The sequence below is a fragment of the Sphingomonas horti genome (assembly GCF_009753715.1).
Lineage (GTDB): Bacteria > Pseudomonadota > Alphaproteobacteria > Sphingomonadales > Sphingomonadaceae > Sphingomonas_B > Sphingomonas_B horti.
The window spans coordinates 421,502-444,139 of the sequence record NZ_WQMS01000006.1; the positions used below are offsets into that span (position 1 = coordinate 421,502).

Genomic DNA, 22,638 nt, shown 5'->3' on the forward strand with positions numbered 1-22,638 from the left:
GTTGGAAAGCGGGGCCCTATTCAGGGAGTCATGTCGCAGCGGGGGGTGAGATCGCTGCTCCAGGAACAGCTTATCAACTCAAGCTGTCACCAAACTGTGTCCGCCAATGGTTAATATTGTCTCAACGTGTCGCCGGTCATACGACGGGCGAGATGCGCTTGCGCTTCGGCGCCTTCGGGTCGGGCCGCTCCTCTTGCGCGGCGAATTGGATATGGGCGAGCTGGTGACGGATCATCACTTCGCCTTCGCGTACCGTCGGCACCGGGTGCTCCGAAAGCGTGCGTTCGCCCATCTTGAAGACGACCTTGTACGGGTGTTGCTCGCCCGGCGTGATGACGACGCGGCCGGACGCGGTGTCCGCGCGCTTGGACAATGGAAGCGCGGGCTTGATCGATTCGCTCATGCTTCCCTCCCTCTGGCTGCCATTTGTCAAAACTCCCGGGGCGGGCGCCGCGTTCCGCTCAGCTGTTCTCCTGCACCCAGGCGGCATAGGGTGCGTACGCCTCTTCGATCCGCCATGCGACCGCGGCCGGCACGTCATAGCTGTGCAGCGCTGCGATCCGCGCGATCAACGCATCGGGCTGCGCCGTCTTGAACAGCGCGGGCACTTCCTCGGCCCGCTCGACCGCGCCTTGCCAGCAATAGATAGACCGGCAGCGCGCGAGGAGGTTCGCGCAGGCGGCGAGCTGTTCGGTCACCACCGTTTCGGCGATCCGCTCGGCTTCGGCGGCATCGGCGAACACGGCATAAACCGTCGCGATCATCGCCGCCGCCCGGGCGCGTGCGCGCACCAGATCGCGCTCCCGACCACGAGCGCGGCGACCGCCTGGTGGAGAACGGCGAGCGTCAGGTCGACGCCGGTCATGATCGTCGCGATGCCCAGAATGATCTGCGTGCCGAAGGCGGTATGGAGCGCGATGCTCGCGCGCCGGTCGATTTTGCGCGCCATCCGCGCCAGCACGACCAGCGCCGCGACCGCCACCCAGGCCCACCAGCGATGCTCCCACTGCACCAGGAACGGGTCGTTCGCCATGTTCCACGGCCAGTCGGGCGAGACTTCGGGGAAAAAGCGGCCGTTCATCAGTGGCCAGTCGCTGGCGGCAAGGCCCGCGCGCAGCCCGGCGGTCCAGGCGCCGAGGAGGATCTGGATCGCCAATACGACCAGCATCCCGGCCGCGAGAGGGCCAAGCCGGGCAGGCCGCGACCGCGGGTCGCGAGCCAGGGTGCGCAGGTCCAGCGCCGTCCAGATCAGGCCGGCGAAGATGAACAGCGCCGTCATCAGGTGCACGGCAAGCCGGTAGTGGCTGACCTCGGTCCGCCCGGCGAGGCCCGATTCCACCATCCACCAGCCGATCGCACCTTGCAGTCCTCCCAGCGCAAGCAGCGCGACCAGCCGCCAGCCATAGCCTTCAGGGATTTGCCGCTTCACCGCGAACCAGATCAGCGGCAGCGCGAAGGCGACGCCGATTAGCCGCCCGAGCAGCCGGTGGACGAACTCCCAGAAAAAGATGAACTGGAAATCGCCCAGCGTCATTCCCTGGTTCAGCGCCCTATATTGTTCCGTGTCCTTGTAGAGGGCGAAGGCCCGCTCCCAGTCGGTATGGGTGAGCGGCGGCAGCGTGCCGGCCACGGGCTTCCATTCGGTGATCGAAAGGCCCGACTCGGTCAGGCGGGTGATCCCGCCCACGACCACCATCAGGAACACAAGCGCGGCTACGCTCAGCAGCCACCAGGAAAGCGCGAGAGGGCGGGGGGAACGTGCAGTCACCCGGTGGCTTTGCGACGGGTGCGGGAGCGAAACAAGCCCTTCGTCGTCCGATGATATATTGTAACCGTCACCGCTTCGTGCCATATAGCGGCGGACGAGAGGAGTCGCATTTGCTCGAACGCTTGCCAGGAACGGGAACGTTCGACCGGCTGGCCATTGGCCTGTCGGGGCTTTGCCTCGTCCATTGCGTGGCCAGCGTGTTCCTGCTGTCGCTGCTGGCATCGGCCGGCGGGATGCTGGTGCATCCGGCCGTGCACGAAGTCGGGCTGGCGCTCGCGATCGCGGTCGGCACGTTCGCGCTGGTGCGTGGCGCCGTCGAGCACGGCTATTCGCTGCCCGCGGCGGTCGGCGGCCTGGGGCTCGGCGTGATGGCCGGCGCGCTGTCTATGCAGCACGGTCCGGCGGAAACCGTCTACACGATGCTGGGCGTCGGCATCCTCGCGCTCGGCCACGACCTCAACCGGCGCGCCGCCAACTAGCCGGCGCGCCGGAAGGACGGTTCAGGCAAACGCGACCTTGCCGCGGCGGCGCGAGGCGCGCAGCGCGGCGCCCGTCGCGGCGAAGCCCGCGATCAGCATCAGCCAGCTGGCCGGCTCCGGCACCGCCGCGAGCTCGCGCACGCCGATGCGCGAGGCGTGCCAGATCTTGCCGCTCCCCGAATAGAGGAAGGTCTGGATGAACGGCGTGCCGCCCGGATTGCGGAGCACGAAGCCGAAGCCCGGCACGACCGGCGAGATGGTGAAACTGACCAGGCCGGAGATGTTGTCGCTCACCATCAGGAAGTCATTGCCCTTGTTGAAGGTGAACTTCGCGACGCCGGTATAGGGCAGGTTGAAGTTGCGGATCGCCAGCCCCGCCGAGGTGATCGGCGTGATGAACGCGGCATTGTCGTAGGTGAAGCTGAACACGCCGGAGGCGGTCGGAACCGGCGCCCCGGCCTCGAAGCCGGTCGCGCTGACCACGAAATGCTTGGTGACGACGGCGGCATCGGCCTGATTAGCCGTGATGCCGAGAGCAGATGCGACCAGAAGAGCAGCGAGTTTCATGTAACACCCCATTGTTCAGTGGACGGATGGGCCCTCTTCTGAAGGCGGGGGCGCCGTTAACCATCGCCCATGGCCACAGAACCCCGGCGCGACCAGCCTGCGGCAATCCGCGACAAAGGCGCCGGCCCGCTCGACTTGCCCTTGGGGGCGTGCGCGCCTAACTCTACGGCATGGGCGTCCATCATCACGCGCATCATGAGGGTCATGACCTGGTCGTCGCCGCCCGGCACGCGCTGGAGCGGGCCGGCCAGCAATGGACCGGCATGCGGCAAAGCGTGTTCGAGGCGCTGTCCGCGTTCGACAGGCCCGCCTCCGCTTATGACATCGCGGAGGAGGTCTCGAGGCGGCAGGGCCGGCGCGTGGCGGCCAACAGCGTCTATCGCATCCTCGACCTGTTCGTCGGCGCCAACCTGGTGCGGCGCGTCGAGAGCGCGAACGCTTATGTCGCGAACGAGCATCCCGACTGTCTGCACGACTGCATTTTCCTGGTCTGCGACAGCTGCGGGCAGACCACGCACATCGACGACGATTCGGTCGCGTCGAACCTGCGTGGCGCGGCGGCCCGCACCGGCTTCGCCCCGGAGCGGCCGGTGATCGAAGTTCATGGCCGCTGCTCGGACTGCGCCGAAAGCTGACAAGCCTTTGAACCCGCGGCGACAGCGGGTAAGGAAAGCCGAATGTCCGACCTGCCCGAAACGCCGCTGCTCGACTCGGTTCGCCTTCCGTCAGACCTGCGAGAGCTGGAGCCGCAGCAATTGCGCCAGCTCGCCGACGAGCTGCGCGCGGAGACCATTTCGGCCGTCTCGGTGACCGGCGGCCATCTCGGCGCCGGCCTCGGCGTCGTCGAGCTGACGGTGGCGCTCCACTATGTCTTCGATACGCCGGACGACCGGCTGATCTGGGACGTCGGCCACCAGGCCTATCCGCACAAGATCCTGACCGGCCGCCGCGACCGCATCCGCACGCTGCGCCAGGGCGGCGGCCTGTCCGGCTTCACCAAGCGCAGCGAGAGCGAATATGACCCGTTCGGCGCCGCGCATTCATCAACCTCGATCTCGGCGGCTTTAGGCTTCGCGATCGCCAACAAGATCACCGGCCGGCCGGGCAAGGCGATCGCGGTGATCGGCGACGGCGCGATGTCCGCCGGCATGGCGTACGAGGCGATGAACAACGCCCGCGACGCCGGCAACCGGCTGGTCGTGATCCTGAACGACAACGACATGTCGATCGCGCCGCCGGTCGGGGGGCTCTCCGCCTATCTCGCGCGGCTGATCTCGTCCCACGAATATATGGGCTTCCGCTCGCTCGCGAAGCGCGTCACGCGCAAGCTGTCGCGGCGGATGCACGACGCCGCCCAGCGCGCGGAGGAATATGCGCGCGGCATGGCGACCGGCGGCACGCTGTTCGAGGAATTGGGCTTCTACTATGTCGGTCCGATCGACGGCCACAATCTCGACCATCTGATCCCGGTGCTCGAGAACGTCCGCGATGCCGAAGACGGGCCGATCCTGGTCCATGTCGTGACCAAGAAGGGCAAGGGCTATGCCCCGGCCGAGGCGTCCGCCGATAAATATCACGGCGTCCAGAAGTTCGATGTCATCACCGGCGCGCAGGCGAAGGCGCCGGCCGGGCCGCCCAGCTACACCAACGTGTTCGCCAGTGCGCTGGTCACGGAGGGGAAGCGCGACCCGGCGGTCTGCGCGATCACTGCGGCAATGCCGTCGGGCACCGGCCTCGACAAATTCGCGACCGAGTTTCCGGAGCGCTTCTTCGACGTCGGCATTGCCGAGCAGCATGCGGTGACGTTCGCCGCCGGCCTCGCCGCGCAGGGGATGCGGCCCTTCTGCGCGATCTACTCGACCTTCCTTCAGCGCGCCTATGACCAGGTCGTGCACGACGTGGCGCTGCAGAACCTGCCGGTCCGCTTCGCGATCGACCGGGCGGGGCTGGTCGGCGCGGACGGGGCGACCCATGCCGGCAGCTTCGACGTCACCTATCTCGCGACCTTGCCCAACATGGTCGTGATGGCGGCCGCCGACGAGGCTGAGTTGGTCCACATGGTCCACACCTGCGCGGTGCACGATTCAGGCCCGATCGCGGTCCGCTATCCGCGCGGCAACGGCACCGGCGTCGCGCTGCCCGAAACCCCCGAGCGGCTGGAGATCGGCAAGGGTCGCATCGTCCGCCACGGCAAGACCGTCGCGATCCTGTCGCTGGGCACGCGGCTGGAGGAAGCGCTGAAGGCCGCCGACCGGCTGGAGGCGCAAGGGCTGTCGACGACCGTTGCCGACCTGCGCTTTGCCAAGCCGCTCGACGAGGAGCTGATCCGCAAGCTGCTGACCACGCACGAAGTCGCGGTCACGATCGAGGAAGCCGCGATCGGCGGCCTCGGCGCGCATGTGCTGACGATGGCCAGCGACGCCGGCCTGATCGACGCCGGCCTCAAGCTCCGCACGATGCGCCTGCCGGACATTTATCAGGACCACGACAAGCCCGAACTCCAGTATAAGGAAGCCGGCCTCGACGCCGACGCGATCGTCGACACGGTGCTGAAGGCGCTGCGCCGCAACAGTGTCGGGGTGGTGGAGGGCGCGCGGGCGTGAGCAACCTGTCGAACAAGATCAACATTCTTGGCGGCAAGCTGCGTGAGCTCCACAGAAGTTTTCCGGCCGGCGAGAAAACCACGGCAATACATCTCTTCGGGATAAAATACTCCGATGAGATGCTGGATCTTACACGCGCTGATCTGGACAAAGTTTCGGAAGCAGCTGGTCTCAAGCCGATCTATGGCTTAGAACTTAGAAAGATGATCAAGCTCGGAAAGTATGTGATGCCTAAATAGGGCTGTCGAAGAATATCATACCTTCCGGCTCAGCTCCCGCATCGCGTCGTCCAGGCCTTCCAGCGTCAGCGGGAACATGCGGCCGTTCATCAACTCGCGCAGGATCGCGATCGACTGGGAATAGCCCCAATGCTTCTCCGGCACCGGGTTCAGCCAGGCGGCGGCCGGGTAGGTGTTGGTGACGCGGTGCATCCAGACCGCCCCGGCTTCCTCGTTGAAATGCTCGACCGAGCCGCCGGGATGGGTGATTTCATATGGGCTCATCGACGCGTCGCCGACGAAGATCACCTTATAATCGTGGCCGTATTTGTGCAGCACGTCCCAGGTCGGCGTCCGCTCCGAAAAGCGGCGGCGATTGTCCTTCCACACGCCTTCGTACAGGCAGTTGTGGAAATAAAAGAACTCCAGGTTCTTGAACTCGGCGGTGGCGGCGGAGAACAGCTCCTCGCAGAGCTTGATGTGCGGGTCCATCGACCCGCCGACGTCGAGGAACAGCAGCAGCTTCACCGCATTGTGCCGCTCCGGCCGCATATGGATGTCGAGCCAGCCCTGCCGCGCGGTGCCGTCGATCGTCGCGTCGATGTCGAGCTCGTCCGCCGCACCTTCGCGGGCGAAACGGCGCAGGCGGCGGAGCGCGATCTTGATGTTGCGGGTGCCGAGCTCCCTGGTCGAATCGAGGTTCTTGAACTCGCGCTTGTCCCATACCTTGACGGCGCGGCCGTGGCGGCCTTCCGCCTGCCCGATCCGCACCCCTTCCGGGTTGTAGCCATAGGCGCCGAACGGCGAGGTGCCGCCGGTCCCGATCCACTTGCTGCCGCCCTGGTGCCGCTCCTTCTGCTCCTCGAGCCGCTTCTTGAGCGTCTCCATGATCTCTTCCCAGGAGCCGAGCTTCTCGATCTCCGCCATCTGCTCTTCGGTCAGGTACAGCTCGGCGATCTTGCGCAGCCAGTCCTCGGGAATCGGCACCGCCTCGGTGCCGTAGCTGGTCTCGATCCCCTTGAAGACCTTGGCGAACACCTGGTCGAACCGGTCCAGCAGCCCTTCGTCGTGCACGAAGGTCGCGCGGGCGAGATAGTAGAATTCCTCCGGGCTGCGCCGGATCACGTCGCGGTCCAGCGCTTCCAGCAGCACCAGATGCTCTTTCAGCGAAGCCGGAATGCCGGCGTGCCGGAGCTCGTCCATGAAGTTGAAGAACACGAAAGCGTCTTAAGTCCGATCGCAGCGGAATCAAATCACCCGGTCGGCTACTCCACGCGTTCGTAGAGCGTCCAATTCTGTCCGGCGAGGCCGCGCGAGGCGGCGGCGGCGATCGCTCGGTAGGATTTGCCGCAGCGCGCGATTGTCGCCGGGCTGGCCTTCTCCCCGTTGAACCAGTCGGCAAAAACGAACGGCGCGGCCGGGCAGGCCGTGGTGATCGCGACCGGATAGCCGGCCTCGGCGGCGGCCACCTGCATCAGCGCGAGTCCGGTTTCCCGGTCGATCATCACGCGGGCGCCCGCCGGAGCGCGCGCGGCGAGGGCGCGGATCGCGCCGCCCGGATCGCCGCGTTTGTAGCGGACCAGCTCCAGGTTCGCCGCCGTGCTGGCGCCCGAAAAGAGCAGCAGCGCGCCGGCGCCTGCGACGGCCTTCCATCCGCCGGCGCGGACCATCGCCGCCACCGCCTCGCCCAGCAGCAGCAGCAGCGCCACTGCGACCAGCAGGTAATAGCGCGGGTGGCCGACGTTCATCATGTGCAGGGCCGCGACGGTCAGCGGGAAGGCGATCACAGCCAGCCAGTAAAAGGCCAGCCGCGGCGTTCCCAGTGAGCGGGCGAGCACCACCAGGATCGCGGCTCCGGCTGGCAGCCAGAAGGAAATCACCGTCGCGCCCACGGTATAGCCGAGCAGGTCGATCAGGCCGTGCAGGAACAGCAGCAGGGTGAAGGGCTGGCGCGATCCGAAGCGGAACTCCGTCCCGCCGATCAGCACCGGCGCGAACACGATCGCGAGCGCCAGCGCCAGCGCGAGCAGTGCCGGGCCGATCAGCCGCGCCGTCTCCGCTGCGGCGGTGCGCAAACCCTTGCGACGCCACAAGACCAGCAGCAGCCAGCCCGCCAGCGCGCAGGCGGCGAACGCCATCGTCAGCTGCGACAGCGCGCCCAGGAAGAAGCAGATGGCGAGCGTGACGGGCCGGTTCGCGCTCTCGTCGCCGGACAGGTAGCGGTCGATATACCAGGCGGCGATCAGCAGCAGCAGCGTCATCGGCGCATAGCCGCGCGCTTCGGAGCCGAGGCTCACCAGCACCGGAGATAGCGCGAACAGCAGGGCGGTGACGATGCCCACCAGCGGCCCCCGCCGCGCGCCGATCAGGCCGGCGACGACGATCGCGAGCGTGCCGGTGGCGATCGACAGCGCGCGCGCCACCAGCGGCGGCGCGCCCAGCCCCACCCATTGCAGCCACAGCGAGTTCAGATGGTGGTTGTTGTCGTGGTTGATCTGCACGAACACGCCCAGCGGCGTCCGCACGTCGTGCGCCAGCACCGCGGACCAGGCCTCGTCCAGCCACAGCGCGCCGCTTGCCGCCGCGATGCGGACGATCAGCCCGGCCAGGGCCAGGATCACGATCCAGGCCAGCACGCGCGCGGGGGGGAGGGCGTCGATGCTCCGCATGGCGCCAATCCATGCCGAAAGCTGCTTAAGGCGGCGCTAACGACCGAACGCAGTTAAGCGATCCTCAACTCCTTGGGCCTAAGCCGCTGGCCAACATGCCAGAACCAAGAGCAGTAGAATGATCGAGGGCGCAATCAAGGCAGCGAATCCGGGAGCGATCGACGCGGTCGCGAAGTCGTGCGGCGATCTCGCCGTCGGCTGCACCGGGGCCGCGACATACGTGACGCAGGTGGCTGACAGCCTTGGCCGGCAGATGCAGGTGCTTGCCGATCTTGAGCAGGTGACGGCCGCGCTCGAAGCTGACCAGCGGCGTGCGGCGGATTCGACCGACGAGGCGCGGCTGCTTGCCGAAAAGGCGGGTACGAAGCTCGACGAAGGCACGAAGATCATCGCCCAGTCGCTGCACGACTTCACCGCTCTGACCGAGCTGGTCGTGCGGCTGGGCGAGCAGGTGACCAATTTCGCGGCCGCGATGACCCAGGTGCAGCGGGTGACCGCCGGCATCGACTCGATCGCGCGCACCACCAACATGCTGGCGCTCAACGCCGCGATCGAGGCCGAGCGCGCGGGCGCCGCTGGGCGCACCTTCGCCGTTGTCGCCGCCGAGGTGAAGAAGCTCGCGCAGGACACGCGCGGCGCGACCGAGGAAATCAGCGCGACCGTCGCTTCGCTGGCCCACGAGGCCGAGACGTTCGTGGCCGAGATCGGCGCCGGCGTCGCCAAGAGCCGTGCCGCCCAGTCGAGCTTCGGCAAGGTCAATGACACCGTCGCGGAAGTCGCCCAGATCGTCGAGATGGTCGAGCAGCAGTCGGACGGCATCGCCCGCTCGACCAGCCTGATCCACGACAATGCGATTCGCGTGAAGGATGAGCTGACCGGCTTCGCTCGCGAGGCCCGCGCCAATGCCAAGCAGCTGGTCGACGCGCAGCAGACCATGGCCAAGATGGAGCTGCTGTCGAACAAGATGTTCGACCAGCTGGTCCACAGCGGCTTCGCGCACCAGGACCAGCGTTATGTCGAGCTCGCGATCCAGACGCGCGACGAGGTCCAGCAGCTGATCGAGGGCGCCATCGCGCGCGGCGAAATCGGCATGGATGACGTGTTCGACACCGATTACCGGCTGATCCCCGGCTCGAACCCCGAGCGGTTCGACAACCGCTTCAACGCTTTTGCCGATCGCCACCTCCAGCCGATCATCGACCGGGTGAACGCTAGCGATCCGTCGATCGAAGGATCGATTTGCTCCGACGTCAACGGCTACCTACCGACGCACCAGAGCAGCCGCTCCAAGCCGCCGCGGCCCGACGACCCGGACTGGAACGACCGCAATTGCCGCAATCGCCGCATCCTGCTCGACGATCAGACCGCCCGCGCGGTGGCGAGCGAGGCGCCCTTCATGATGTCGGTCTATCATCTCGATCGCGGCAGCGAGGCGATGATGGTCAAGAACGTCTTCGTGCCGCTGCGGATCAACGGCAGGCGCTGGGGCAATTTCGAGATCGCCTACGTCAACCGGTAAGCCCCGGCCCTTCGGGCAGCCCTATTTGGGCAGCGAGACTTCGATGTTCTGGGTTCCGTAGGCGACGGCCACATACGCCTCCTTGCTGCCGGCGATGATCAGGCGCGCCGCCGGCACGAAGCTGGCCTCGGGCGAGGGAATGCCCCGCGCGAACAGGATGGCGCGCGTCTTGTCCAGCCCGTTGGCCGTGATCATCCCGCCCTCCTTCGTCTTCTTCTTGTCGAAGATCAGGGTCTTCAGGCCGCTCACGCTCGTGCCTGAATCCGCCAGCAGGGCGGTCCATTCTCCGCCCGCGTCGTTCTTCCGGTGATACAGGGCCGCGGCCGGCCCCGCTCCGGGCAGCTCGGCGCGGCAGTAGGTTTCGGGCGCTGCGGCCAGGCTGCCTTCGCCGCCGGCCATTCGCTGCGCGTCCGCCAGCAGGATCGCGCCCGCGGCCAGCATCGTTTCGGGGTTCGGCTTGGCGATGGCCTCGCTGTTCAACAGCATCTGGAATTTGGTGCCGGCCTCCTCGGCGGGGCAGGGCTCCGGCAGCGTCAGCGGGTTGGGCGGCTTCGCGCCGGCGGGCGGCGTGATGGTCGCGAGCACCTGTTCGATCCGCGCCAATTGCGCGTCCCGGTCGAGCGTTCGCGACGAGGCGCGGACCTTGACCAGCCAATCGCCGATCTGGGCGACCGCCAGGCCGGTGCTCTTATATTCTCCCGAAACCGAGAAGCTGCGGGCGAGCGCGTTGGGAACGGATGAGCCGACCACGCTCAGCCGCCGCGTCTCGCCGCCTTCGCCCAGGCCACGCTCCTTCCAGAGCGTCGTCAGGATCGCCTCAGCCCGCTCGAACCAGAGCGCGGCATTCGGGTGCGTCGGACGGAACAGGTAGAGCGAAAAGACTTCCCCGTCGCTCTCGTAGTTCACCACCTTGTTGAACGGCTCGTCGAGCGGCTGGACCGTCCGCATGCCCTCCATGGCGGCGGGCAGGGCGATCGGAGGCGCGTCGCTCGCCTGCGCAGGTCCTGCCAGCAAGGCGGCGAACGCCCACGTCAATAGCTGCCGCAATGTCTGTCTCCCCCTGTTCCTGCCGGGCGAGACTGGCAGTGAAGCGCCCTGGCCGCAAGCGGCTGGGCGTCAGCCCGGCCGGCCCTGCCGCTTCGCCATGAAGGCGAGGCGTTCGAACAGCATCACGTCCTGTTCGTTCTTCAGGAGCGCGCCGTGCAGCGGCGGGATCGCCTTGGTCGGGTCGCGGTTCTGCAGCACCTCGAGCGGCATGTCTTCGTGCAGCAGCAGCTTCAGCCAGTCGAGCAGCTCGCTGGTCGAGGGCTTCTTCTTCAGCCCCGGCACGTCCCGGACCTCGTAGAAAATGTCCATCGCGCGCTGGACCAGGATCTTCTGGATGCCGGGAAAATGGACGTCGACGATCGCCTGCATCGTCTCCCGGTCCGGGAATTTGATGTAGTGGAAGAAGCAGCGGCGCAGGAATGCGTCGGGCAGCTCCTTTTCATTGTTGGACGTGATGACGACGATCGGCCGCTCGACCGCGCGGACCGTCTCCTTGGTCTCGTAAACGTGGAACTCCATCCGGTCGAGCTCGTGCAGCAGGTCGTTCGGGAACTCGATATCCGCCTTGTCGATCTCGTCGATCAGCAGCACCGGCAGCTGGGGCGATGTGAACGCCTCCCACAGCTTGCCCTTGCGGATATAATTGGAAATCTCATGGACGCGCGGGTCGCCGAGCTGGCCATCGCGCAGGCGCGCCACCGCGTCATATTCGTAAAGCCCCTGATGCGCCTTGGTGGTGGACTTGATGTTCCATTCGATCAGCGGCGCACCGATCGCTTTGGCGATTTCCTGCGCGAGGACGGTCTTGCCGGTGCCCGGCTCGCCTTTCACCAGCAGCGGCCGGCGCAGCGTCACCGCTGCGTTCACCGCCACCTTCAGGTCGTCGGTGGCGACATAGTCCCGCGTGCCTTCGAAGCGCATTCCCGGCCTTTCCGTTGCTGGCCGGCCGGGGATAGGTGACGTTTACGAGAGCGTCAAACCTTGGCGCGCCTGCTGCCGCGCCTCCAGCAGGTCCCACAGCCCGCGATGTTGGGCGAGCAATTGCTGGGCGCCGAAGCTCATCGCCCGCTCGAACGATGTCGTCTCGGCGACGATCATCGCGACGGTGCGCGTCTCTTCCTCGCCCGGAAGGCCACAGTCGCCCGGCGCGATAGAGGCGCGCCGCGCGGCGGCTTCCAGCACGGCGCGGACCGCCTGCCAGTCGAGCGCGAGCGCGAAGGCGGCGCCCAGCGCGCAGCCGGCCCGCTCCGACTGGGACAGCATCTCGAGCGCGTGGCGCTGCTGCAACACCGCGGCTTCGCATTCGGCCTGGCCCGGCGTGCTGGGCAGCGGGCCGGTGGCGACCGCCAGCCGCGTCAGCAGCGCGCGCTCGGCGGCGAACGCTTCGGCGGCGGTGGACAGCCAGCCGCGCGCGGCCGGGTGGCCCGTCTTCCTGGCGGCATGCTCGATCACGCCGGGGAAGCGGCCGTGCAGCACGCACAGATAATGGGCCGCGTCGGCCAAGTTGCGCATCGCTTCGGGGCCGGCGGTGAGCTCGGTCGCTTGCGGATAGGCGTGGCCAGCGCTCCCGTCCGCGCGCACCAGCGAAACCAGCAGGTCTGCGACCTGTTCGCTGCGTGCCGTTTCGATCGCGTGACTCATTAATCCTTGTCCCTGCTGTCGCGCGCTCCGCCAAGCGCCGGTGCATCCGTGGCCAAGGGGATAGAGAAGGGCCGTAAAGAGGTGGTTTATTTCGGGGGCGGCGAACGCGGTTAACAGCTTGACGCTTACGTAAATGGGATGCTTTACATGAGTGATGGCCACACCGCACCACGCGATCGTCGACACGCCGGATACGCAGAACCGGCATCAATATTCGATCACCGACCTGTCCGAGGAATTCGACGTCACGCCGCGGGCGCTGCGCTTTTACGAAGAGGAAGGGCTGATCCAGCCGATCCGGCGCGGCACGACGCGCATCTATACCAAGCGCGACCGGGCGCGGCTCGCCTGGATCCTGCGGGCTAAGCGCACCGGCTTCAGCCTCGCGGAAATCCGGGAGATGATCGACCTCTACGACCTTGGCGACGGCCGCCACATGCAGCGCAAGGTGACGATCGAGAAGTGCAATGCGCGGATCGAGCTGCTGAAGCGCCAGCGGCTCGACATCGACGCCCAGATCGACGAGCTGACCCGCTTCGTGAAGATGGTCGAAAAGGTCGAGGCCCAGGCGAGCCATTGAGGATCGCGCTCCGGCGAAGGCCGGAGCCATGCGAAACATCGTGCCGACGGTTCCGGCCTTCGCCGGAGCGCGGTTTTGGAGACGCGAATGCCCAGCTATACGCCACCCGTCCGCGACACGCGGTTCATCCTGGACCAGGTGCTCGGGCTCGACCGCTACGCCAACCTGCCGGGGTTCGAGAACGCGACCGCCGACACGATCGACGCGGTGCTGAACGAAGGCGGGCGGTTCGTCGCGGAAGTGCTGTTCCCATTGAACCAGGTCGGCGACCGGGAGGGCTGCACGCGCCACCAGGACGGCTCCGTTACGACTCCGACCGGCTTCAGGGAAGCGTACCGCCAGTTCGTCGATGCCGGCTGGCCGACGCTGTCCGGTCCGGAGGAACTCGGCGGCCAGGGTCTGCCGCACGTGGTGATGACCGCGTTCGAGGAATTCGCGATCTCCGCGAACATGGCCTTCATGATGTATCCCGGCCTGACCGCCGGCGCGACCGCGGCGATCCTCGCCAAGGGGTCGGACGAGCAGAAGGCGCTCTATTGCCCGAAGATGATCTCGGGCGAATGGGGCGGCACGATGAACCTGACCGAGCCGCAATGCGGCACCGACCTCGGGCTGATCAAGACCAGGGCCGAGCCGCAGGCGGATGGCAGCTATCGCATCACCGGCACCAAGATCTTCATCTCGGCCGGCGAGCACGACCTGACCGAGAACATCATCCATCTTGTGCTCGCCAAGACGCCGGACGCGCCGGACAGCGTGAAAGGCATCAGCCTGTTCATCGTGCCCAAGCTGCTCGTGAACGCGGACGGGTCGCTCGGCGAGCGCAACGCCGTCTCGTGCGGCTCGATCGAGCACAAGATGGGCATTCACGGCAACTCGACCTGCGTGATGAATTACGACGGCGCGACCGGCTTCCTCGTGGGCGAGGAGAATAAGGGCCTGGCCGCGATGTTCATCATGATGAACGCGGCGCGCCTCGGCGTCGGGCTGCAGGGCCTGGGCGTCGGCGAAGTCGCCTATCAGAACGCGGTGACGTACGCGCACGATCGCCGCCAGGGGCGCGCGCTGACCGGTCCCGCCGAGCCCGAGCAGAAGGCGGACCCGCTGTTCGTCCACCCGGACGTCCGTCGCATGCTGATGGAAGGCAAGGCGCTGACTGAAGGCCTGCGCGCGCTGTGCCTGTGGGCCGCGCTGCTGGTCGACCTGTCGCACAAGGCACCGAGCGAGGAAGAGCGCGATAAGGCCGATGCGCTCGTCGGGCTGCTGACGCCCGTGATCAAGGGCTTCGGCACCGACATGGGCTATAGGATCGCGACCGATTCCCAGCAGGTCTATGGCGGCCACGGCTACATCGCCGAATGGGGGATGGAACAATATGTCCGCGATGCCCGGATCGCGATGATCTACGAAGGCACGAACGGCGTGCAGGCGATGGATCTGGTCGGCCGCAAGCTGCCGGCCAAGGGCGGCCAGGCGATCCAGGCGTTCTTCGGGATGACCGCGGACGAAGTGGCCGCGGCGAAGAACGGCCCTCAGGCCAAGCTCGCCGAGGCGCTGGGCGGGACCTTGGCGGAGCTTCAGGCCGCGACGATGTGGCTGATGCAGAACGGTTTCGCCAACCCGAACAATGCCGGCGCGGGCGCTGTGCCCTATATGCACCTGATGGGGATCGTCGGCGTCGGCCTGATGTGGCTGCGCATGGCAGTCGCCGCGCAGACGCAGCTCGACGCGGGCGACGGGGACAAGGCTTTCCTGGAGGCGAAGCTGGTCACGGCCCGCTTCTGGTTCGATCGCCTCGCACCCCGGGCCTATGGCCTGCGCAAGGAGATCGAGGGTGGCTCGGACTCGATGATGGCCCTGCTCCCGCACCACTTCGCTCGATCGGCTTGATTTAAGTTATAATAAAGCTGTGTCTCAATAATGGACAGTAAAAGTCCGTACTTGACGCACGCCGTTAATAGGCGTTGACTGCAAGCGGTTCGATCTGTGCTTGATCCGAACCGGGGTGCAAAAGGGGGTTTCTATGACTTTGCTGAAAGCGGCCTTGCTTGGCGCGTGCTGCGCATTTGCGACGATTCCGGCGCAAGCCACTGTTTATACGGGCAATCATGCGATCGACACGGCGACCGTCAGTGTTTCGCTGACGACCGACGGCACGACCGGCGTGCTGTCGATGGCGAACATCACTGCCTGGTCATTCACGCTCTCCAACCCGGGCGGAACGGTGACGCTCGACAACAGCAACTCGAACTTCACGTTCCTGTCCGGCACGTCGTTCCAGGCGACCGCGACCGACATCGTGTTCGACTACAGCGTCGCCGGTCACATGCAGTGGGATAATTTCGGCCTTGGCGGAAACAACGCGCTCTGCTTCGACGCGGTCGGCGGTTCGTTTACCTGCATCGGCAATCCGCCCGCGGAAACGGTCCTCGTGAACGGCGTTTTCTCGAATGGCCCGCGTTCCGGCCGTTTCGTGCTCGGCAACGCCGTGGCGGTGCCGGAGCCGGCGACCTGGGCGATGATGATCGGCGGTTTCGCGATGGCCGGCATGGCCGCGCGGCGCCGCACGCGCACGTCCGTCACCTTCGCCTGATCGGCGTCTGAGGAATGACAGGGGCGCCGCCGGCTTGCGGCCGGCGGCGCCCTTCTGCGTGCGCTGGGCGGGTGCCGTGCGGCTAGCCGGCCGGAACGCTGGTCGGATTGTCCTGATTCTGGACGACGCCGGCGGTGCCCATCACGCCGTCCTCTTCGCCCGCGCTGCCTTCGATCGGCTCCTTGGGCAGCTTCTCCTTGGGCTCGCGGCTGCCGACTGACTTTTCATCGGGCGAATCGATCGGATTCTTCTCGTTGCTCATGGCCGTCTCCTTTGAACGAGGAGAACGCAGGCCGCCGCGATCCGTTCAGGGATAGCGCGCCCGGACGAAATAGAGGCCGTCCGGCGGCGCGTTGAAGCCGAGCGCGGCGCGGTCCCGGGCCGCCAGCGCTGCGGCAAGATCGCCGGCGCTCCATTTACGCTGCCCAACCAGCGCCAGGCAGCCGACCATCGACCGCACCTGGTGATGCAGGAACGATCGCGCTTCCGCGAAGATCGTCACGCCCTCGCCCTCGCGGGCGACGTCCAGCCGGTCGAGCGTCTTGACCGGGCTTTCCGACTGGCAGTGCACCGAACGGAAGGTCGTGAAATCGTGCCGGCCGACCAGGATCTGCGCCGCCTCGTGCATGGCCGCGACGTCCAGCGGCGCCGGTACGCGCCAGGCGAGCCCGGCTTCCCAGGTCAGCGGCGCCCGGCGGTTGACGATCCGGTATTCATAGGCGCGGCCGATGCACGAAAAGCGGGCGTGCCAGTCGTCCGGCACGATGCCGCAGGCCAGGATCGCGACCGGGTCCGGGCGAAGCAGCGCGTTCAGTCCTTCCATCAGCCGGAACGGCGTCAGGTCGCGCTCCAACTCCAGATGCGCGCGCATCGCCATCGCGTGCACGCCGGCATCGGTGCGGCCGGCGGCATGGACGGCCACCGTTTCGCCGGTCATCCGCTCGACGGCCGTCTCGATCGCCTGCTGGACGCTCGGGCCATGGTCCTGGCGCTGCCACCCCATGAACGGCCGCCCGTCATATTCGATCGTCAGCGCAAAGCGGGTCACGAGAGGCGCGTGCCCGGCGGGATCGGAAAGCCGCGCAACAGTGCGTCGGCGCTCATCGCCCCGCGCCCGGCGCGCTGCACCGTCGTCGGACGAAGCGCATCGGTGCCGCAGCCGATCAGAAGGCGATCGTCCAGCACCAACCCGGCGTCATCCCGGCCAAAACCGGGACCCCCCGTCTTCCCGCCGGGCTCGGCAGCTGGGTTTGCGTCGAGGTCATGAACGACCTCCGCGCTCAGCACCCGAATCCGCTCGCCGCCAAGCTCGAAAAATGCGCCCGGCGCCGGATTGAACGCGCGCACCTGCCGTTCGGCCGCCTCGGCGCCGGCGGCGAAGTCCAGCCGCGCTTCGGCCTTGTCGACCTTGGAGGCATAGGTGACGCCCTCTTCCGGCTGCAGCTGAGGCGGATAGGCCGCCAGGTCGCCGAGCACCGTCACCATCAGCGCCGCACCCTTGTCGGCCAGTTCGGCGGTGAGCTCGCCCGCGGTCTTGCGGTCGATCCCGATCTCCACGGTGGCGCGCATCGGGCCGGTGTCGAGCCCGGCCTCCATATCCATGATGGTGACGCCGGTGACGGCGTCTCCGGCCAGGATCGCGCGCTGGATCGGCGCCGCACCGCGCCAGCGGGGCAGCAGCGAGGCGTGGATGTTGAAGCAGCCGAGCCGCGGCGCCGCCAGGATCGGCCCGGGCAGGATCAGGCCATAGGCCGCGACCACCGCCGCGTCCGCGCCGACCGCCGCGAACCGCGCCTGCTCGCCGGCATCGCGGAGCGTGACGGGCGTGCGCACGTCCAGCCCCAGCGCTTCGGCGCGCCGTTGCACCGGCGAGGGCTGGAGCGCCTTGCCGCGCCCGGCCGGCCGCGGCGGCTGGCAATAGACCGCCGCAACCTCGTGCCCCGCTGCGACGAGCGCGTCGAGCGCGGGCACCGCGAATTCGGGCGTTCCCATGAAGATCAGGCGCATGGCGCGCCCTCTAACAGCTCCTCCCCGGAACGGGGAGGGGGACCAAGCCGGGGAAGCGGGTTGGTGGAGGGGCCGTCCGGCATCGGGTACACTGTCGCTCGCGAGCCCTCCACCGTGCCTGCCGCACATTTTCCTGTCCTACGTCCAGTGTTCCTGATACGTTCTCCCTATCGCGGATCAGAGGAGCTGACGGATGGGCCTGAGCGATTTATCGACGGAATCGATCAATGCCGGTTCGGTGATAGAGCGGATTTTTTCCACGCGGCGAACTTTCCTAACCTTCCGATGATTGGGGGCGGGGTTCGCGCCCTCTCCCGGATCGCGGACGCGCTGCTATATCGGCTCCATGGCTTCTCCCGAAATCGAGACTCTCACCCAGGCGCTGGCGCGCTTGCCCGGGCTTGGGCCGCGCTCCGCCCGGCGGGCGGTGCTGCATCTGCTGAAGAAGCGGGAGACTGCGCTCGCGCCGCTGCTGCGCGCGCTGGAGGCGGTCAACGAGCGGCTCGCCACCTGCGGCATCTGCGGCAATGTCGACACCACCGATCCCTGCGGCATCTGCGCCGATCCGCGCCGCGACGCCCGCGCGCTGTGCGTGGTGGAGGACGTGCCGGACCTCTGGGCGCTCGATCGCTCGCGGCTGTTCCCCGGCCGCTATCATGTGCTCGGGGGCCGTCTCTCTGCGCTGGAGGGCGTGCGGCCGGAGGACCTGCGGATCGACAGCCTCGTGTCGCGGATCGCCGCCGGCGGGATCGACGAGGTCGTGCTGGCGATGAACGCGACGCTCGAGGGGCAGACCACCGCCCATTACATCGCCGAGCGGATCGAGCGCTTCCCGGTTCGCCTCACCCAGCTCGCCCATGGCCTTCCGGTCGGCGGCGAGCTCGATTATCTCGACGAAGGCACGCTCGCCCAGGCGCTGCGCGCACGGCGGCCGGTCGCCTAGCCGAGCTTCTCGATCTTGGACTGAAGCTCCGCCAGCTGCGCCTTCAGCGCCGCGATCTCGTCGTCCTTCGACGCGGCATCCGGCTTGCCCTTGGGCGTGAAGGCGGTGGTGGCGGCCTCGAACATCTCCATGTTGCGGCGCGCGATCTCGGCGAACGGGCCGCCGGAAAAGGCGCCCTTCATCGCTTCGTGGAACTGGGCCTGGTTGCGGCGGAACGCGTCCATCGACGCTTCCAGATATTGCGGCACCATGCCCTGCATCGAATCGCCATACATGGAGATCAGCTGGCGCAGGAAGTTGACCGGCAGCATCGTCTGGCCGCGCGATTCCTCCTCCATGATGATCTGGGCAAGCACGGATCGGGTGATGTCTTCCTCGGTCCGCGCGTCGAGCACCTGGAACTCGCGGCCCTCGCGCACCATGGTCGCCAGATGGTCGAGCGTGATGTAGCTCGACGTCTCGGTGTTGTAGAGGCGCCGGTTCGCGTATTTCTTGATGATCACGACGTCGGGCGCGTCGCGATTGGGATTCTTGGCCATGGACGAGCCTTCAACAGAAAAAGAGAGGCTAGCACCCGGCCATGCCGCAGCGCAACACGGGCCGCGGCCGCTGCCTTTGTTCCTCGACCTGATGCGCAGCCAGACCGAAGGCGATCCGGCGCGCCGCGCGGCGGTGCTGGCGGGCTTGCGCGCCTATCAGGCCGCCCCGCGAACGCCGCGGCCGCCGGACATGCCGATCGTTGCCCGCGCCGGACGCGCGGTGCTGCGGGACTATGGCGGGGTGGGGCCGCCGGCGGTGTTCGTGCCCTCGCTGATCAACCCGCCCTTCATCCTCGACCTGGCCGAGGACAACTCGCTGCTCCGCTGGCTGAGCACCCAAGGCGTCCGCCCCCTGCTGGTGGATTGGGGAGTGCTAAATCCTCCCCTGCATTTGCAGGGGAGGGGGACCGCTCGCGAAGCGAGTGGTGGAGCGGCGGAGCGCAGCGACGAAGCTGGCTCTCCGTTTCGCTCCGGGCCCCTCCACCATGCTTCACATGGCCCCCCTCCCCCAGCAGAGCTTGGGGAGGAGCAAGACATCGCCGCCCATGCCGAGCTCCTCCTCCCCCTCCTCGGCGAGCTCGGCGAGCCCGCCCATCTGGTCGGCTATTGCCTCGGCGGGACGATGGCGCTCGCTGCCGCGATGCACGCCCGCATCCGCAGCCTGACCCTGATCGCCGCGCCCTGGCATTTCGCCGGCTTCGGCCCTGCCGCGCGGGACGACATCGCTGCCTTGTGGCAGGCCGCCCGGCCCGCCGCCGAGGCAATGGGGCTGGTGCCGATGGAAGTGCTGCAAAGCGGCTTCTGGCGGCTCGATCCTGCCCGCACCGTCGCCAAGTACGAAGCGTTCGGCCGGCTCGACCCCGCCTCCGATTCCGCCCGCGCGTTCGTCGCGCTGGAGGATTGGGCCAATGCCGGCGCGCCGCTGCCCTACGCCGCCGGGCGCGACCTGTTCGAGGACTTTATCGGCGCCGACGTCACCGGGCGCGGCGCATGGCGCGTCGGTGGCGGGACGGTCGATCCCGCGCGCCTGCGCGTCCCGACGCTGGAGTTCGTGTCGCTGAGCGACCGGATCGTGCCGGCGCCCTCGTCGGCGCGGCTGGCGAACGGCCGCACCTTGGGCCTCGGCCATGTCGGCATGATCGTCGGCTCCCGCGCCCGCGAACAGCTCTGGCAGCCGCTCGCCGCAATGCTTTCGCAGTTGCAGCAAAACTGATAGTCGCCGGTCCAGACTCTCAGGAGACAGCCATGCAGGACATCGTCATCACCGCCGCGAAGCGCACGCCGGTCGGCAGCTTCCTTGGTTCCTTTGCCGCGACTCCGGCGCACGAGCTCGGCCGCGTCGCGATCGAGGCGGCGCTCGCCCAGGCCGGCGTCGGCGCCGACGAAGTGTCCGAAGTCATCCTCGGCCAGGTGCTGACTGCCGCCCAGGGCCAGAATCCGGCGCGCCAGGCGTCGATGGCGGCGGGCGTGCCGAAGGAAGTGCCGGCCTGGGGGCTGAACCAGGTCTGCGGGTCCGGCCTTCGCGCCGTGGCCACGGCAGCGCAGATGGTTGCGACCGGCGACGCGCGGATCGTCGTGGCGGGCGGCCAGGAAAGCATGTCGCTCAGCCCGCACGCGCAGCAGCTGCGCGGCGGCACCAAGATGGGCGCGGTGCAGCTTGTCGATACGATGATCGTCGACGGCCTGACCGACGTCTTCAACGGCTATCACATGGGCATCACCGCGGAGAACCTGGCGGAGAAATACCAGATCACCCGCGACGAGCAGGACGCCTTCGCTTGCGCTTCGCAGAACAAGGCGGAAAAGGCGCGGGCGTCGGGTCGCTTCCAGGACGAGATCGCGCCGGTCACGATCAAGGCCCGCAAGGGGGACACCGTCGTCGACCGCGACGAGTTCATCCGCGAAGGCGTGGTCGTCGCCAGCCTTGCCGGGCTGAAGCCCGCGTTCAAGAAGGAAGGCACCGTCACTGCCGGCAACGCCTCCGGCCTGAACGACGGGGCCGCCGCCCTTGTCGTGATGACCCGTGAAGAGGCGGAGCGGCGCGGCTCGCCGGTGCTGGCGCGGATCGCCAGCTGGGCGTCGTGCGGCGTCGATCCCTCGATCATGGGCATCGGCCCGGTGCCGGCGAGCCGCCGCGCGCTGGAAAAGGCGGGTTGGTCGGTCGGCGATCTCGACCTGATCGAGGCGAACGAAGCCTTCGCCGCCCAGGCGCTCGCGGTCGGCAAGGACATGGGCTGGGATCCGGACAAGGTGAACGTCAACGGCGGCGCGATCGCGATCGGCCACCCGATCGGCGCCTCGGGCGCGCGCGTGCTGACGACTTTGATCTACGAAATGGCGAAGCGCGACGCGAAGAAGGGCCTGGCGACGCTCTGCATCGGCGGCGGCATGGGCATCGCCATGTGCGTGGAGCGGTGAGCTAGTCGGACCACACTCGCTCGAACCGGTCGCCCAGGCCGGTCAGCAGCTCGTACTGCGACAGGCCGGATGCGGCCGCGGCGGCTGGAAGGTCGTAGTTGATCGTCACCCAGTCGCCTTCTGCAAGCCCGGGCGCGGCGGTGGCGTCGATCGCGACCAGATCCATCGATACCCGGCCGACAAAGGGAAGGGTAGCGTCCCCCACCCGCGCGCGCCCGGTGCCGGAAAAGCCGCGCAGGATGCCGTCGGCATAGCCGATGTTGAGGACTGCGATCTCGGTCTCCTGAGTGGCCGTCCAGGTCGCGTTGTAGCCGACGCTCGCACCCGCGGGCACGCGGCGGCGCTGCAGCACCTGGGCTTCGGGAAAGACGACCTGGCGGAGGTGTCCCGCCGCCTCGCCGCGCGGCAGCCCGCCATAAAGTGCGAGGCCCGGACGGGTCAGGTCGACGGCATAATCGGGTCCCAGGCACACGCCCGCCGAGTTGGCGAGGCTCAAGCGGCGGTGCGGCACGCGCTGGGCGACCGCGAGCAGCGCATCGCGCTGATCGGCGTTCTGCGGCACGTCCTCGTCGGCGCAGGCGAGGTGGCTCATCAGCGTCTCGATCGCGAGCCCGTCCAGCAGGTCCGCGTCCCCCGGCGCGATGCCGAGCCGGTTGATGCCGGTGTCGATCATCACGTCGCACGCCCCGCCGCCGGCCTCCCGCCAGCGCCGCACCTGCTCGGGCGTGTTGAGCACGGGACGGGCGGGAAGGGCCGTAGCGGCCGCCATGTCCTCCGGCCGGACGCCATGCAGCACCGACAGCGCCACACCCGCCGGCAGCGGCATCAGCGCCGCTGCCTCGGCCCATGTCGAGACGAAGAAGTCCCGGCACCCGGCCGCCGCCAGCCTGGCGACGACCTCGCGCGCGCCGAGCCCGTAGCCGTCGGCCTTGACCGCCGCGCCGCACGCGGCGCCGCCGCCTTGGCGCTGCAGCCAGCGCCAGTTCGCGACCAATGCGGCGCAGTCCAGCCGCAGCCGATGGGGAGGGGAGATGGTCACCGGGCGCG

25 protein-coding genes are annotated in these 22,638 nt (G+C 67.8%); 11 read left to right on the forward strand and 14 right to left on the reverse strand.

Translation table 11 applies throughout. The annotated features are described in order from the left end of the window. Window positions 1–136: 136 nt before the first annotated feature. From GON01_RS05670 to GON01_RS05680, 3 genes are read right to left on the reverse strand one after another with little or no spacing between them, the layout of a single operon-like run. The gene (locus GON01_RS05670) at window positions 137–403 is read right to left on the reverse strand and encodes a hypothetical protein (RefSeq protein WP_157026365.1); all 267 of its coding nucleotides are present in this window, start codon (window positions 401–403) and stop codon (window positions 137–139) included. A gap of 58 nt (window positions 404–461) precedes the next feature. Further along, on the reverse strand, window positions 462–791 hold the full coding sequence (gene cutA / locus GON01_RS05675; RefSeq protein WP_309503144.1) for a divalent-cation tolerance protein CutA: 330 nt from the start codon (window positions 789–791) through the stop codon (window positions 462–464). Further along, window positions 761–1,768 carry a COX15/CtaA family protein gene (locus tag GON01_RS05680; protein WP_309503146.1) on the reverse strand — a complete coding sequence of 336 codons (1,008 nt, stop codon included), beginning with the start codon at window positions 1,766–1,768 and terminating at the stop codon, window positions 761–763. Before GON01_RS05680 ends, cutA begins: the two co-directional genes overlap by 31 nt. 110 nt (window positions 1,769–1,878) lie before the next feature. Here GON01_RS05680 and GON01_RS05685 point away from each other — a divergent pair, with 110 nt between their 5' ends. Then, complete coding sequence (locus tag GON01_RS05685; protein ID WP_232328668.1) at window positions 1,879–2,247, forward strand: MerC domain-containing protein; 369 nt, start codon at window positions 1,879–1,881, stop codon at window positions 2,245–2,247. Window positions 2,248–2,268: 21 nt separating this feature from the next. On the opposite strand, the gene GON01_RS05690 is transcribed toward GON01_RS05685, so the two are convergent. Next, entirely contained in the window at window positions 2,269–2,814 is a 546-nt protein-coding gene (locus GON01_RS05690) for a PEPxxWA-CTERM sorting domain-containing protein (RefSeq protein ID WP_232328669.1), read from the reverse strand. A gap of 170 nt (window positions 2,815–2,984) precedes the next feature. On the opposite strand from GON01_RS05690, the gene GON01_RS05695 reads away from it, so the two are divergent. From GON01_RS05695 to GON01_RS05705, 3 genes are read left to right on the forward strand one after another with little or no spacing between them, the layout of a single operon-like run. Continuing rightward, window positions 2,985–3,449 carry a Fur family transcriptional regulator gene (locus GON01_RS05695; RefSeq protein ID WP_157026369.1) on the forward strand — a complete coding sequence of 155 codons (465 nt, stop codon included), beginning with the start codon at window positions 2,985–2,987 and terminating at the stop codon, window positions 3,447–3,449. A gap of 42 nt (window positions 3,450–3,491) precedes the next feature. Further along, the gene (gene dxs / locus GON01_RS05700) at window positions 3,492–5,417 is read left to right on the forward strand and encodes a 1-deoxy-D-xylulose-5-phosphate synthase (RefSeq protein ID WP_157026370.1); all 1,926 of its coding nucleotides are present in this window, start codon (window positions 3,492–3,494) and stop codon (window positions 5,415–5,417) included. Beyond that, complete coding sequence (locus tag GON01_RS05705; RefSeq protein WP_157026371.1) at window positions 5,414–5,656, forward strand: HTH-like domain-containing protein; 243 nt, start codon at window positions 5,414–5,416, stop codon at window positions 5,654–5,656. Before dxs ends, GON01_RS05705 begins: the two co-directional genes overlap by 4 nt. Before the next feature lie 15 nt (window positions 5,657–5,671). Here GON01_RS05705 and GON01_RS05710 read toward each other — a convergent pair whose 3' ends face one another. Continuing rightward, entirely contained in the window at window positions 5,672–6,853 is a 1,182-nt protein-coding gene (locus tag GON01_RS05710) for a vWA domain-containing protein (protein ID WP_181599919.1), read from the reverse strand. 47 nt (window positions 6,854–6,900) lie between these two features. Then, window positions 6,901–8,304, reverse strand: a complete 1,404-nt coding sequence (locus GON01_RS05715; RefSeq protein ID WP_157026373.1) for a glycosyltransferase family protein — start codon at window positions 8,302–8,304, stop codon at window positions 6,901–6,903. 118 nt (window positions 8,305–8,422) lie between these two features. Between GON01_RS05715 and GON01_RS05720 the strand changes: the two genes are divergently transcribed. Beyond that, a complete protein-coding gene (locus tag GON01_RS05720) occupies window positions 8,423–9,823 on the forward strand; it encodes a methyl-accepting chemotaxis protein (RefSeq protein ID WP_157026374.1) in 1,401 nt (466 codons plus the stop codon). A gap of 21 nt (window positions 9,824–9,844) precedes the next feature. Here the strand turns inward: GON01_RS05720 and GON01_RS05725 are convergent, their stop codons facing one another. The 3 genes from GON01_RS05725 to GON01_RS05735 form a co-directional block, all read right to left on the reverse strand. Then, a complete protein-coding gene (locus GON01_RS05725; protein ID WP_157026375.1) occupies window positions 9,845–10,870 on the reverse strand; it encodes a hypothetical protein in 1,026 nt (341 codons plus the stop codon). Between the two features lie 69 nt (window positions 10,871–10,939). After that, a complete protein-coding gene (locus GON01_RS05730) occupies window positions 10,940–11,791 on the reverse strand; it encodes an AAA family ATPase (protein WP_157026376.1) in 852 nt (283 codons plus the stop codon). A gap of 42 nt (window positions 11,792–11,833) precedes the next feature. Next, window positions 11,834–12,511 (reverse strand): DUF6975 family protein, encoded by a 678-nt coding sequence (locus GON01_RS05735; RefSeq protein ID WP_157026377.1) that lies wholly within the window; start codon window positions 12,509–12,511, stop codon window positions 11,834–11,836. Window positions 12,512–12,665: 154 nt separating this feature from the next. Between GON01_RS05735 and GON01_RS05740 the strand changes: the two genes are divergently transcribed. The 3 genes from GON01_RS05740 to GON01_RS05750 all read left to right on the forward strand — a co-directional run bounded on the left by GON01_RS05740 (window position 12,666) and on the right by GON01_RS05750 (window position 15,684). Next, the gene (locus tag GON01_RS05740; protein WP_157026378.1) at window positions 12,666–13,091 is read left to right on the forward strand and encodes a MerR family transcriptional regulator; all 426 of its coding nucleotides are present in this window, start codon (window positions 12,666–12,668) and stop codon (window positions 13,089–13,091) included. An 87-nt stretch (window positions 13,092–13,178) separates the two neighbouring features. Continuing rightward, on the forward strand, window positions 13,179–14,981 hold the full coding sequence (locus GON01_RS05745; RefSeq protein ID WP_157026379.1) for an acyl-CoA dehydrogenase C-terminal domain-containing protein: 1,803 nt from the start codon (window positions 13,179–13,181) through the stop codon (window positions 14,979–14,981). Window positions 14,982–15,114: 133 nt separating this feature from the next. After that, window positions 15,115–15,684: a PEPxxWA-CTERM sorting domain-containing protein gene (locus GON01_RS05750; RefSeq protein ID WP_232328670.1), complete on the forward strand. Its 570-nt coding sequence runs from the start codon at window positions 15,115–15,117 to the stop codon at window positions 15,682–15,684. Window positions 15,685–15,766: 82 nt separating this feature from the next. On the opposite strand, the gene GON01_RS05755 is transcribed toward GON01_RS05750, so the two are convergent. The 3 genes from GON01_RS05755 to fmt are packed head-to-tail and all read right to left on the reverse strand — an operon-like array spanning window position 15,767 to window position 17,691. Further along, window positions 15,767–15,946 (reverse strand): hypothetical protein, encoded by a 180-nt coding sequence (locus GON01_RS05755; RefSeq protein ID WP_157026380.1) that lies wholly within the window; start codon window positions 15,944–15,946, stop codon window positions 15,767–15,769. A 45-nt stretch (window positions 15,947–15,991) separates the two neighbouring features. Further along, window positions 15,992–16,732 (reverse strand): tRNA pseudouridine(38-40) synthase TruA, encoded by a 741-nt coding sequence (truA, locus tag GON01_RS05760; RefSeq protein ID WP_181599920.1) that lies wholly within the window; start codon window positions 16,730–16,732, stop codon window positions 15,992–15,994. Further along, entirely contained in the window at window positions 16,729–17,691 is a 963-nt protein-coding gene (fmt, locus tag GON01_RS05765) for a methionyl-tRNA formyltransferase (RefSeq protein WP_157026381.1), read from the reverse strand. Before fmt ends, truA begins: the two co-directional genes overlap by 4 nt. 346 nt (window positions 17,692–18,037) lie before the next feature. On the opposite strand from fmt, the gene recR reads away from it, so the two are divergent. Further along, a complete protein-coding gene (recR, locus tag GON01_RS05770) occupies window positions 18,038–18,634 on the forward strand; it encodes a recombination mediator RecR (RefSeq protein ID WP_157026382.1) in 597 nt (198 codons plus the stop codon). Here the strand turns inward: recR and phaR are convergent. Next, a complete protein-coding gene (gene phaR, locus GON01_RS05775) occupies window positions 18,631–19,173 on the reverse strand; it encodes a polyhydroxyalkanoate synthesis repressor PhaR (protein WP_157026383.1) in 543 nt (180 codons plus the stop codon). The genes recR and phaR overlap by 4 nt on opposite strands. Window positions 19,174–19,264: 91 nt before the next feature. Here phaR and GON01_RS05780 point away from each other — a divergent pair, with 91 nt between their 5' ends. Together GON01_RS05780 and GON01_RS05785 are read left to right on the forward strand one after the other, a co-directional pair. Further along, the gene (locus GON01_RS05780; RefSeq protein WP_232328671.1) at window positions 19,265–20,386 is read left to right on the forward strand and encodes an alpha/beta hydrolase; all 1,122 of its coding nucleotides are present in this window, start codon (window positions 19,265–19,267) and stop codon (window positions 20,384–20,386) included. A gap of 32 nt (window positions 20,387–20,418) precedes the next feature. After that, window positions 20,419–21,591 carry an acetyl-CoA C-acetyltransferase gene (locus GON01_RS05785; RefSeq protein WP_157026385.1) on the forward strand — a complete coding sequence of 391 codons (1,173 nt, stop codon included), beginning with the start codon at window positions 20,419–20,421 and terminating at the stop codon, window positions 21,589–21,591. A gap of 1 nt (window position 21,592) precedes the next feature. Here GON01_RS05785 and GON01_RS05790 read toward each other — a convergent pair whose 3' ends face one another. Further along, complete coding sequence (locus GON01_RS05790) at window positions 21,593–22,624, reverse strand: alanine racemase (protein WP_181599939.1); 1,032 nt, start codon at window positions 22,622–22,624, stop codon at window positions 21,593–21,595. Window positions 22,625–22,638: the final 14 nt, after the last annotated feature.